This is a genomic window from Leeuwenhoekiella blandensis MED217, assembly GCF_000152985.1.
Lineage (GTDB): Bacteria > Bacteroidota > Bacteroidia > Flavobacteriales > Flavobacteriaceae > Leeuwenhoekiella > Leeuwenhoekiella blandensis.
This window is the reverse complement of the sequence record NZ_CH672395.1, coordinates 3586279-3598765: the sequence shown is the minus strand read 5'-3', so window position 1 is coordinate 3598765 and position 12487 is coordinate 3586279. Positions and strand designations below refer to the sequence as shown.

The 12487-nt window shown below is 36.7% G+C and carries 8 protein-coding genes and 1 CRISPR repeat array (1 of these 9 cut by a window edge); all 8 genes read right to left on the bottom strand.

Going from position 1 to position 12487, the window contains the following annotated elements:
• A CRISPR array of direct repeats spans positions 1-5467; the repeat unit is 37 nt; unit sequence GTTTCAATCCTAGTTTCTAAATGGATGCATCTGGAAG; it reaches 1861 nt to the left of the window's first position.
• Between the two features lie 193 nt (positions 5468-5660).
• Positions 5661-6236 carry a CRISPR-associated protein Cas4 gene (gene cas4 / locus MED217_RS15450; RefSeq protein ID WP_009781482.1) on the bottom strand — a complete coding sequence of 192 codons (576 nt, stop codon included), beginning with the start codon at positions 6234-6236 and terminating at the stop codon, positions 5661-5663.
• Positions 6236-6526, bottom strand: a complete 291-nt coding sequence (gene cas2 / locus MED217_RS15445; RefSeq protein WP_009781481.1) for a CRISPR-associated endonuclease Cas2 — start codon at positions 6524-6526, stop codon at positions 6236-6238. Before cas2 ends, cas4 begins: the two co-directional genes overlap by 1 nt.
• Positions 6523-7521 carry a CRISPR-associated endonuclease Cas1 gene (gene cas1 / locus MED217_RS15440; RefSeq protein WP_009781480.1) on the bottom strand — a complete coding sequence of 333 codons (999 nt, stop codon included), beginning with the start codon at positions 7519-7521 and terminating at the stop codon, positions 6523-6525. Before cas1 ends, cas2 begins: the two co-directional genes overlap by 4 nt.
• Positions 7521-8204 carry a CRISPR-associated endonuclease Cas6 gene (locus MED217_RS15435; RefSeq protein ID WP_009781479.1) on the bottom strand — a complete coding sequence of 228 codons (684 nt, stop codon included), beginning with the start codon at positions 8202-8204 and terminating at the stop codon, positions 7521-7523. Before MED217_RS15435 ends, cas1 begins: the two co-directional genes overlap by 1 nt.
• A gap of 30 nt (positions 8205-8234) precedes the next feature.
• Entirely contained in the window at positions 8235-9218 is a 984-nt protein-coding gene (cas3, locus tag MED217_RS15430; RefSeq protein WP_009781478.1) for a CRISPR-associated helicase Cas3', read from the bottom strand.
• Between the two features lie 52 nt (positions 9219-9270).
• Positions 9271-10475, bottom strand: a protein-coding gene (locus MED217_RS15425) for an IS3-like element ISLbl1 family transposase (RefSeq protein WP_154648898.1) whose coding sequence is annotated in 2 segments (ribosomal slippage) — positions 9271-10196 and positions 10196-10475 — 1206 coding nt in all. Because the reading frame shifts where the segments join, the coding sequence is not laid out codon by codon here.
• Between the two features lie 27 nt (positions 10476-10502).
• Positions 10503-11759 carry a CRISPR-associated helicase/endonuclease Cas3 gene (locus MED217_RS15415; RefSeq protein WP_009781477.1) on the bottom strand — a complete coding sequence of 419 codons (1257 nt, stop codon included), beginning with the start codon at positions 11757-11759 and terminating at the stop codon, positions 10503-10505.
• Positions 11756-12487: a CRISPR-associated protein Cas5 gene (gene cas5, locus MED217_RS15410; protein ID WP_009781476.1), complete on the bottom strand. Its 732-nt coding sequence runs from the start codon at positions 12485-12487 to the stop codon at positions 11756-11758. The genes MED217_RS15415 and cas5 overlap by 4 nt, the downstream gene beginning before the upstream one ends.

The following is a 12487-nucleotide window of genomic DNA, read 5'->3' as shown; positions in this document are numbered from 1 at the left end:
TTTTGATCTGGAGCAAGGCGGCCTAGTGAGGTTTCAATCCTAGTTTCTAATTGGATGCATCTGGAAGAAACTTAAGAAATGATTCAGAATGGTCTGAAGCTATGTTTCAATCCTAGTTTCTAATTGGATGCATCTGGAAGGGAGGGCGTTTACTCAAAATCAATTAAGCATAACGGGTTTCAATCCTAGTTTCTAATTGGATGCATCTGGAAGAAGCTTCAAGAAATGGTGAGAGGTTTTGGTATTGAGTTTCAATCCTAGTTTCTAATTGGATGCATCTGGAAGATTGTTTCAAGATGTCTTTGTTCTCTTCAACCCATAATCCGTTTCAATCCTAGTTTCTAATTGGATGCATCTGGAAGACTACATAGCCCCAACCGTTAAAGTAAACGGCAAATGGGTTTCAATCCTAGTTTCTAATTGGATGCATCTGGAAGAACCACAGTTACCACAGGCGCAAAAAAGAAGGCTGAGTTTCAATCCTAGTTTCTAATTGGATGCATCTGGAAGTTAGTGAATGATGATGAGGGTTTAATAATTGATCGTCTGTTTCAATCCTAGTTTCTAATTGGATGCATCTGGAAGTACATTACAGAGCCGACAACTACAACAGCAAGCGTGTTTCAATCCTAGTTTCTAATTGGATGCATTTGGAAGACCGCCCGCCGTACTACACAGCAGTATTCATTCAATTGTTTTAATCCTAGTTTCTAATTGGATGCATTTGGAAGACCGCCCGCCGTACTACACAGCAGTATTCATTCAATTGTTTTAATCCTAGTTTCTAGTTGGATGCATCTGGAAGTTGCAAACTGGATCGCTAGCGGGTATAACAATGCGGTGTTTCAATCCTAGTTTCTAAATGGATGCATCTGGAAAATAGTTCCCGCAGCTCTTTAGCTTCCTCCGGTGTCAGTTTCAATCCAAGTTTCTAAATGGATGTATCTGGAAGCTTAAATTGTCGTTTAAACCGGTTACAAACGCCCCGTTTCAATCCTAATTTCTAAATGGATGCATCTGGAAGAACCGGTCTTTTTGTTCAACTTTCTTATTTTCATTTGTTTCGATCCTAGTTTCTAATTGGATGTATCTGGAAGCGGGAAATGGCAACAGTAAAACTACTGGTAAAGGGGTTTCAATCCAAGTTTCTAAAAGGATGCATCTGGAAGCGTCTTGAAGATATGCGGTGTTAGGTAAACGTGGACGTTTCAATCCTAGTTTCTAAATGGATGCATCTGGAAGACGCCTTCAAATTTCACCTTAAATAAGGTTTTTGCGTTTCAATCCTAGTTTCTAAATGGATGCATCTGGAAGCTTTTCGACTACAATTGTTTCCAAATTGCTTTTTAAAGTTTCAATCCTAGTTTCTAAATGGATGCATCTGGAAGGCTTCCGCAAAATTCATAATCCCATGTAGCATTATCGTTTCAATCCTAGTTTCTAAATGGATGCATCTGGAAGTGCACAGATTTACATAGAAGAAACCGGAAGCGTTACCGTTTCAATCCTAGTTTCTAAATGGATGCATCTGGAAGTAAAAATGAAATCTATTATTCAAACGGTGAAGTAGCGTTTCAATCCTAGTTTCTAAATGGATGCATCTGGAAGGCCTACAGATGAGAACTTAACAACATTCAGAACCAGTTTCAATCCTAGTTTCTAAATGGATGCATCTGGAAGAGTTTTTACACCGCTATGGAAACCAGGCGAAACTTCGTTTCAATCCTAGTTTCTAAATGGATGCATCTGGAAGCTATGCAGGACCGTATAACAGCAAAAGCGGTTAATTGTTTCAATCCTAGTTTCTAAATGGATGCATCTGGAAGAATGAGATCCGTTTGTAATAACGCCCATACATTTCTGTTTCAATCCTAGTTTCTAAATGGATGCATCTGGAAGTTAGAGCTTTTTTATATTGATTTATATCAGTCCTTGTTTCAATCCTAGTTTCTAAATGGATGCATCTGGAAGAGTGCTTGTGGTCTTTTTTAAGGTTAATTTTTAATGTTTCAATCCTAGTTTCTAAATGGATGCATCTGGAAGCCGGCTTCCCTTTTGCATCCAGTGGTCCCCAACTCAGTTTCAATCCTAGTTTCTAAATGGATGCATCTGGAAGAGTGAAAGAGAAAACCACCGGCAAAAAAGCGGACAAGTTTCAATCCTAGTTTCTAAATGGATGCATCTGGAAGCGGCTTGGGCCCGGTGGGTAACCATAGGCACTTTCAGTTTCAATCCTAGTTTCTAAATGGATGCATCTGGAAGAAGGTTTCAAATCGCTTCAATCCGGTTAGAGATTGGTTTCAATCCTAGTTTCTAAATGGATGCATCTGGAAGACCTGAAAACTTCAACTAATGAGCTACACATACTTTTGTTTCAATCCTAGTTTCTAAATGGATGCATCTGGAAGATCTTACAAAGTTCTCTTCATCGCCAATGAAGTAAGTTTCAATCCTAGTTTCTAAATGGATGCATCTGGAAGACACGGGTATTGTTGGCGGCTTTGGTTCAGGTAAATCGTTTCAATCCTAGTTTCTAAATGGATGCATCTGGAAGCAGGATCAAGCATCATTTGAATTAAGGGGTAGTCAGTTTCAATCCTAGTTTCTAAATGGATGCATCTGGAAGAAACTGGACGGCAAACGCAGATGTGCAGGCAGAATGTTTCAATCCTAGTTTCTAAATGGATGCATCTGGAAGCTTACAGCTTTTCTTGCTCCTCTCCAAGCTTCTTTGTTTCAATCCTAGTTTCTAAATGGATGCATCTGGAAGTACCATATTCTTGATAAGCAAAGTCTTTTAATTTTTGTTTCAATCCTAGTTTCTAAATGGATGCATCTGGAAGATCAATAACCGATTTTTTGAAGTCACCACCACCAAGGTTTCAATCCTAGTTTCTAAATGGATGCATCTGGAAGCATTCCATCTTCAAAAGGTGCGAAAGAACTGTTTGGTTTCAATCCTAGTTTCTAAATGGATGCATCTGGAAGAATCTTGCGCGTGATATGAGGTATCAGAAAGTAATGTTTCAATCCTAGTTTCTAAATGGATGCATCTGGAAGTTCATTAGTCAACTGGTATGTAACCGTATTCTGGTTGTTTCAATCCTAGTTTCTAAATGGATGCATCTGGAAGCGAATATGCTTAGGACATTGGTGACAGATGCAAGTAGGTTTCAATCCTAGTTTCTAAATGGATGCATCTGGAAGGTAACTTGAATTGTGTTTTGAGCAGGTAGCTTATCGTTTCAATCCTAGTTTCTAAATGGATGCATCTGGAAGTACCTTCTAATAATCCGGTAAACACTGGAGAAGGAGTTTCAATCCTAGTTTCTAAATGGATGCATCTGGAAGTAAATATTTTCAATTCAGATTCAATGACGTTTAAAGTTTCAATCCTAGTTTCTAAATGGATGCATCTGGAAGAGGAATTTCATTAACACATCGAAAGTCAACACTTGAGTTTCAATCCTAGTTTCTAAATGGATGCATCTGGAAGTCTTTATGCTTTAGCGATATAGAAGCAAAGTATTTGTTTCAATCCTAGTTTCTAAATGGATGCATCTGGAAGTTGCAGCAGAATAAACTACTCCGGCTGCGATTATTAGGTTTCAATCCTAGTTTCTAAATGGATGCATCTGGAAGACGGCCTTTAATAACACCGCCAAACTCCTGCTTTTCGTTTCAATCCTAGTTTCTAAATGGATGCATCTGGAAGCCTGTTCAACATCATTTAGATTGTTAGTAAACTTTTTGTTTCAATCCTAGTTTCTAAATGGATGCATCTGGAAGTGAAACCCTTCACGCGATCACGTGAACGTGCATAATGTTTCAATCCTAGTTTCTAAATGGATGCATCTGGAAGCCGTTTTTATTTAACGGCACTTAATTAAGCTACTTTGTTTCAATCCTAGTTTCTAAATGGATGCATCTGGAAGCCATAACCCCAGCATTGCTTTCTTTTACATATGGAGTTTCAATCCTAGTTTCTAAATGGATGCATCTGGAAGCGCACGCTGTTTTTTGCCAGTTCTTTATCACCGGCCAGTTTCAATCCTAGTTTCTAAATGGATGCATCTGGAAGCTGCAGCAGCGCTACCGCCGCCACTAGATCCTAAAACTGTTTCAATCCTAGTTTCTAAATGGATGCATCTGGAAGATCAAAATTAACCTTAGACGCTATTTTCCCAGACAGGTTTCAATCCTAGTTTCTAAATGGATGCATCTGGAAGTTTAGAAACCATCTGCAAAAACTGCTGCATAGGCATGTTTCAATCCTAGTTTCTAAATGGATGCATCTGGAAGGGTACTTCACAAAATTACACCTGGGATAACATCAGGTTTCAATCCTAGTTTCTAAATGGATGCATCTGGAAGAAAAATCAATTAACTCTTTACGTAAGTCCATATTTGGTTTCAATCCTAGTTTCTAAATGGATGCATCTGGAAGAATCTGTAGTTTTCTTTACCAAAATCTAATTCCCAGTTTCAATCCTAGTTTCTAAATGGATGCATCTGGAAGGATTTTAGTAGTTTCTCCTACAGGCTTAGTCAATTCGTTTCAATCCTAGTTTCTAAATGGATGCATCTGGAAGATAACTATGCCTTACTGTGTTTCGGTCTTTATTTAGTTTCAATCCTAGTTTCTAAATGGATGCATCTGGAAGCATATGCGAGACCGTTATAGACGTTCAAAAAGCTAGTTTCAATCCTAGTTTCTAAATGGATGCATCTGGAAGATTACGGCAATGGGAGTTCTTCAAATATGTTTTACTGTTTCAATCCTAGTTTCTAAATGGATGCATCTGGAAGATTACGAGGTAGATCAAGACGGAAAAAAGGAGAAGGGTTTCAATCCTAGTTTCTAAATGGATGCATCTGGAAGGTTATCAGCATATCTTTTTTCAAGAATATCCTTGAAGTTTCAATCCTAGTTTCTAAATGGATGCATCTGGAAGTGATGAAGTACCAATCAGATAAATAAGCGGGTGCGCGTTTCAATCCTAGTTTCTAAATGGATGCATCTGGAAGTCATTTACTCCTGTATTGTCAGGGTTGAATTCACCGTTTCAATCCTAGTTTCTAAATGGATGCATCTGGAAGCACTCAAATTGTAGCTAATGAGATTGAGAATATGCTGTTTCAATCCTAGTTTCTAAATGGATGCATCTGGAAGAGAACTCAGTAATACATTAATAGATAGGGTTGGTTTGTTTCAATCCTAGTTTCTAAATGGATGCATCTGGAAGCTACAAAGAAAAAAGACGAGAAACCTCAAGAGGAAGGTTTCAATCCTAGTTTCTAAATGGATGCATCTGGAAGACAAAACTAGCGACGGTGTAGTTTACACCGCACCGGTGTTTCAATCCTAGTTTCTAAATGGATGCATCTGGAAGTTGTTGAACCTAAAAAACCGTATCAAGTAGGGAGTTTGTTTCAATCCTAGTTTCTAAATGGATGCATCTGGAAGCCGATAACCTCCAGATGTTTACTGTCTATAATGCTTAAGCTTAATTCTTCAACTTTTACTTTCTTAATTTTCAATATGTCAAAGAACGCTTTTATAGTCATTTTCAATACAGTTCCGTATTGCTGAAGTCCACAATAGCCTGACATAGATGCTTATTTTAGTCGTTGTTAAAATAAATTGTTACCCGGAAAACCTACTTTATGCAGATATTTCTGTAGGTACAATTTAAACATCTTTTTTTATATGTCGTCGCTTTAGGGAATTTATTCCTTTCAATGATTTCAAGCATTTTCTCCGTGCTTTCCATCACTTCATTTTTTGAAGTTTGGTTAATAGGTATTTCTACCAATTTATGTTTGCTACGTGTGTAAACCAAAAAGCCTTTATTGACATTGGCTCCAAAAGTTTCTTCAATCAATAAGGCATAACAGTAAAGCTGTTGTTTATAGGTCTCAAATACCCTGTCTTTCCAAACCGCAAACTTATAATCCAGAGGGGCGTAACTACCATCTTCTAACGACAAGACTTCATCAACCTTACCTCTAAGTTGAGGACTCCCCATATAATGGTCAATCCATTTTTGCTGTACCCCTATTTTTTTACGTAAATAGTTCTTGTTTTGCTCTAACTTCTCATCATGCACTTCACGACCGCGTTGCACTTTGTGGTATTTCTCTTCATTTTGAGGAATACGCAGTACATATTCAAAGTAGGTGTATCGCGGACAATACAAATATTCTATAACCTGAGATGGATAAAAACTGGTCATTAAAAAAACAAAGCTTTTACTTCATCTGTTACAAGCTTTTCATCAAAAGCCTGCCCCAGCATACTGCAATCCTTTAGTTGTTCTTTGTTCATCCGAAACAAGTAAACCTTATCGGTCTCTTCGTTGATTACTTTTTCAATTTGTAACTCGAGACTGTCTTTTTCATTGGCATTTAAAGTTCCTAAAAAACAAGAATATTGTACTCTATATAGGCCGGCATGTTTACAGGCTTTGGAGACCTGACTGCGTGCAGCGTTATTCTTAATATCATAAAGTACCCAAGTGATCATAATTTTTCTATTAAAGTATTAGCAAATCGATGCGCTTCCAGCTGCGTGGCATTCAGACGGGTCTGTAACCGGCCTTTATATTTAATTTTATCGCTATCCAGATATTCAAGATATTCCGGAACGAAAAATGCTTTTCCATCCGGATTGAGGCTTACACCTCCTTCAAATACCTCAAAATAGGATTTGTTCATCTTTTTGGAAGAAAAGGATTTAAACACGAACCGCTCTGCATAAATACGGTAGGGTTCAATAAAATCATAAACCAAGCTTTTGGAATTATAATCGTCCCGATGCATAAAACCAACAAACGGATCCAGTCCGGCCAGCATTAAAGCCCGCTCCACCCGGCTGTATAAAATACCGTAAGCATAATTGAGCAATGCATTAAATTCGTCCTGAGCTGGGCGGAAACTTCGGCCTTTAAAGGAATAAGCATCGGGAATACAGGTGGCAAGGGCTTCAAAATAATGTCTTCCTGCCGAACCTTCCCAACCCCTGAAACTTTCAGCCAACTGATTGATATCAGCTCCGTCGGCTTCCTTGATTTTTTTCCTAAAACCGAGTATCGCCGCTGATTTCTCATCCAGATAGACGTGAAGGTTTTTACGGTGCTTTTTAAGGTCGTTTAAATAATCGGCCTGATTTTCCAGTTTTTGGGATAGCCACTCCTTAATCCAGTAAACACCGGTCTGGTTTAACGAAGCAACCAGTTGCTGTTTTCTGATTTTTGTGGTACTGCCCAACTTACTGTGCCAAAAGCGTCCCATAGGGTGCCCATTGTTTTCTACCAAAACAATATCAATATTATGCTTTAAGGCAAGGGCAATAGCGTCTGTAGTGAGTGCGGCACCTTTTGAAACAATAAAGGAGGTTACTTTGTGAGCAGCAATATGATTTACATTAAAAGGTTGCTTTTTATCCTCACGCACTTTGATCTCAAACATATCGTCTTTAACGTGGAGGTAGGTACCATATGTATTGATGAAAATTTGCATTAGGTGGGTATTAGGGTGCCAAAGCCACGGCTTACAGACTTGCCAAGACCAATTTCAGCAGGCAAGAGTGCGTTGACCACAAAACTGCCGGAAAAGGCAATCATACGGTTTTCTTTAAACATGGTACTTTTTTCCTGAACTTGAACTTTAGCCATCAGGCGTTCATTGGCACTTAGTTCAATCCCAGTATTTCGAAAAAAGCTGAGTATATGGCCTACTAAGATTGCGTTGAGCATCGCTTCTTTTTCGGCTTCTGTCTTTAGATTTTGATATTTAGGATAGTTCTTTTGGTTTAAAGCCATCCAAAGTGTTCCAAATTTATATTGGTGCAACTGATCACTGTAGCCCGTCCTTTCATTACGCAACTCAATATTTTTACTGCTGATGGGATAGGATTGCCCTGAAATATCCAATTCTTTAATTTTAAGAAAGAGTTGGGGTAATAAAGCAGCGCCATCCTTGATGCCGATTAAGGTGGGGACTTTATTGATTATTTTGTACTGAATACTTGGGTATTTGTATCGAAACTTGCCATCTTCGTAATGGTTGTGAAGGATAGGGGAGTGTTGCTTAAATAAATTGCCAAAATACCCGCGTAGTTTATGAGCATCACGGGTTTGTAATTGGATTTCGGGGAATTTGATACGGCAGATCTGCAACTTTTGGGTGGTGGTTTCGGTCATTTTCTCCTAGTTTTAGTGGATGGGCTGATCTTAATAGAGCAGGCTTTTATTTTCGTTTTTTTCTTTAAAATTTAATCCTTTTTTATCATCATAATTTGCATCGATAAACTTAAAGCCTAATGGACCAGAAATAATTTTTACAGAGTTAGCTCTTTTTTTACTAATTGATAATTCGTGATTACTAAGCTTATCTCGGTCTTTGCTATTGTAAAGTTCAGGGTAAAATCGATCTGGTATGACTGAAATCGTATCTAGACCTTCTCGTGTGAACACCTTTTCATCTGTGGTTAAATCTTTGATGAAGTTGTATTTATATTGAATATCTGAATGTTTGTTGAGGCCTTCTAAATATTTATCATTAGATTCAATATCCAAGTCTTTATAAACCACATCTACCAATTCATTTAATTTTTTTTCAGTCAGTCTTCGCCCATTTAATTCCTTGAAATGCCTGAACGTATTTTCTAAGACTCCTTTTACATCATAAATTTTCTCACTTATTTCGTAGTGTTGAAAAAGAATAACCTTAGAATTTTCTTTTTGACGCTTACGGTTAACCCTTCCGGCTCTTTGAATAATCGCATCAATTGGCGCATTTTCCGTATAGAGAATATCAAAATCAATATCTAAAGAAACTTCTACGACTTGTGTTGCAATCAAAACACCTCCTTCATTCTTATTGTCTAAGGCAAAAATTTCTTTCTCTTTTAGAAACCGATCTTTTTTAATAAAACGCGAATGATAGCAGATTGCATCAACACCTGAATCTTCTGCAAGATCTTTTAACTTTTCGTAAAGTTCTATTGCTCTATCAACTGTATTGACGACAATCAAAACTTTTTTTCCTTCTTCTATTTTAAACGTAATTTCTTCAAGAGATTTTTCAATTAAATTATCTCGACTTTCAAATCTGTTTCTAGCTTCATTTAAAAGTTCCGTGTCTTGTATGAGTGAAACATTTCCTAAAGATTTTTCCAATAAAAGCTGCAATTTCAATGGCATCGTCGCTGTCATAATATAAAAGCGCGTGGACTTGCAACAAAAAACTGGACTTTAAGTTGAGTGACTATGCTGCTAGTTTTTGATTATACATATCTATTTCAAATTCTTTAATAGTTCTGTTTCCTAAGTAGGAATGTCTTCTTCTGGTATTGTACCAGGTTTCTATCCACTGAAAGATAGATAACTCTGCCTGTGATTTAAGCTTGTATTTATGCCAATATACCCATTCTACTTTCAGAGATTTAAAAAAGGATTCAGCTACGGCATTGTCCCAGCAATTACCTTTTCTACTCATCGATTGTTTTACCAGGTCATTATAGCTTTTAAGTAGATTAGTAAATCTTTGGCTGGCATATTGGATACCTTGGTCTGAATGGAATATCAAAGGTTGTGTTAGTGTGGTATTTTTAATAGCCATCTGCCAAGCTTTTATAACAGTATCCTCAGTATTTAGGGTATCACTTAAAGCCCATCCTATAACTTTTCTATTGAATAGATCAATGATCACTGTTAGGTAACTCCAACCCTGATTGGTCTGAACATAGGTAATATCGCTTACCCATACTTGATTAGCCCTGGCTACATTAAAGCATTGGTTCAACAAGTTTGGTGCTATGGGATATTTATGGTTACTATCGGTGGTGGCTTTAAACTTACGCTTCCTCTTAGCGTATAAATAGTTTGCCTTCATTATACGGGCTACCCGAGGCTTTGATACCTTAAAGCCCAAAGCTTTCAATTCAGCCTTTATTCTAGGAGCTCCATAGCTTTGGTGACTATCTTCAAATATATCTTTGATTAATGAAGAGAGCTTCTGATTTTCTTTCCAAAGGGTGCTAGGACCAGATTTCAACCAGTGGTAATAACCGCTTTTACTCACGGCTAACATAGTGCACATCTTCTCAACAGGAAATTTCATACGATGCTGTTTTATGAACCTGTATTTTTCTTGTCGCTCGCGGAGAAGATGCCAATCGCCTTTTTTAAGATATCACGTTCTAATTCGGCTTCTTTGAGCTGTTTCTTTAAACGGGCTATCTCTTTTTGTTGATCGGTCATTTTAGGGTTACCACGGCCGGGAAAACTATTTTTACCATAATTCTTTTGCTCTTTACGCCACCGGTAAAGAACAGCAGGTAAGATATCCAGGTCCTCACAAACCTGTGCTACACTGCCTTTGGCGTAACTTAATTCTACTGCTTTTTGCTTAAACTCTAAAGTGTAATGTTTGGCTTTACGTCTCATGATTGCTAAGTTAACAACTTGCAATAATATTCATTCAACTCTATGTCCAGTCTAATGTAGTAATTCCAGCGTATTAAAATTCTCTTTCAAATAGATTATTGTCGAGATAATTAAACCTAATGTATACGGGCTATATAAGTGTATTTCATCAATGATTATTCGGGCATTGAGAAGGTGAAAGGTTTTTACTTCCCAAAAACCCAAATTAAAACCGAGAGTCAACAATTGATCAATTGTGCAGATATTTATATTCTTAAAGAAAGACTTATCTCTAAAATATTTCTTTTGGTCATAAGAATTATCAAATTGTTCTTTGATGTATTGGCGTGCCGAAGAATGGATTAGTTGAGTGTATTCCTCTCCAAAATAATCGGTTAATCTGCTGTAAATTGCATTGGAGGTTACGCGTGTGGGTAATAAATATATTATACGCTCCCAATCCTTTTTTGAAGAAGCCCAGATCAACGCTGCTTCTGTTTTGCCGCTTCCGGTAGGTGCAATAGCAATTACATTTTTTTCTGTTAAACTTTCCTGTTGAAAAGTTTTGAACTGAAACTTATTGGCTATTTCATTTTTGCCGTCTTTTCTAATTTTTGTAATGATCTTTTGAGCTAAAAAATCTGTGTCGTAAGCGATTCCTTTTTCTAGGGAAAGATGGCCAGAAGCTGTCCAATCGGAAATATTAAGAATTGCTTTGTGATAAATATAATTCTTTCTGCTTTTTGGAGTTAAGAAATTTAATTTACTCAATTCTTCATATATCTTTTTCCTAAAGAATAAAACCAATTTTCCATATTCTAAATTAATTAGATTTTTACTAGAAGTGTCAATTTCTATTTTAGAAAAATTATAGTTTTCTGCAATTTGATTTGCAAAATGAATGAAATTATTTATGACATTCTCATCAAGTTTTGTCTCTTTATTTCTATTTTCTGAAATCTGTTGAACAAAACCTTCATCATTAAATGCTTTGTGATGAGAAAAAACGGCAATTAAACTTTCAGGATGTTGTTCATAGAATTTGATATTATCTAAATATAAAAACATACCTGAAAAAAATTCATGCCGAACACGTGAATCAAATTCTACAATTTTTTCCTTCTTTATAGTTTCTTGAAAAAGATTGCAGATTTTACCAAAATCGTGATAAGCGACGGCGTTGAAAGATGTATTCCAAAATTGCTCGTTCTCTATCTCATCGGAATATCGCTCTTTCAATTCAAACCAAATTTCAAGAACCTTTTTAGTATGCTGCGTTAATGTCTCAACAGGTTCAGATTTTGCCCATATTTCTTCGAGTCCGTTCATATTGAGAACAAGGGAATAAAGTGGTTTTTATATTGCAGACCTTTTATATTATAATTGATTTTCATTAGATCACCAATTAGAGAATAGGTGTCGATTTTGGAAACAGTTCGTCTTCCATAGTCGTTTTCATACTCAAACCGAATAGGTAAATCATAAGTTAATGTGTCATTTGTATAAATGGAGAATTCAAAGTTTCCACTATTTGCAAGGCTCATCACTTCATTAACTACATCTCCTTGAACGAAGCAATTTTCAATTTTATCTGCTTCAGAGATTTCTAGGTTGATTTCAATATTTTTAATAGAAGCCAAAGAATCACTATTGCCCATTGTTAACGCATAAACTGGAGATGTGAAAGCTTTATAAAGTTTTTCAACGGCTTTTATATTTTCAGATGAAAAAGCAATAATGAAGGTCGGAAAGATTAAAAATTCTCTTTGAATAATGCTTCCATCCAATCCAGGGTCATATAATCGCATATCACGAATACCTTTGTTATATTTCCATGTGTCTTTACATTTTCCCAAATAAGTACCATAGATTCCAATTTCAAATTTTGACTCATCAAAAAACTCTTGCGCTCTTAATGGACTGTATCCTAAAGCTGCTCCAGCTATCCCAATTACTGTCGTAGGAGGAGGTAATTCTAAAGACTTATGAAAGTTTTGAAAATCAGGATTTCTAAAGGAGGCTGTTTGACATTGTATTTCGATGATAAAATTTTTCAT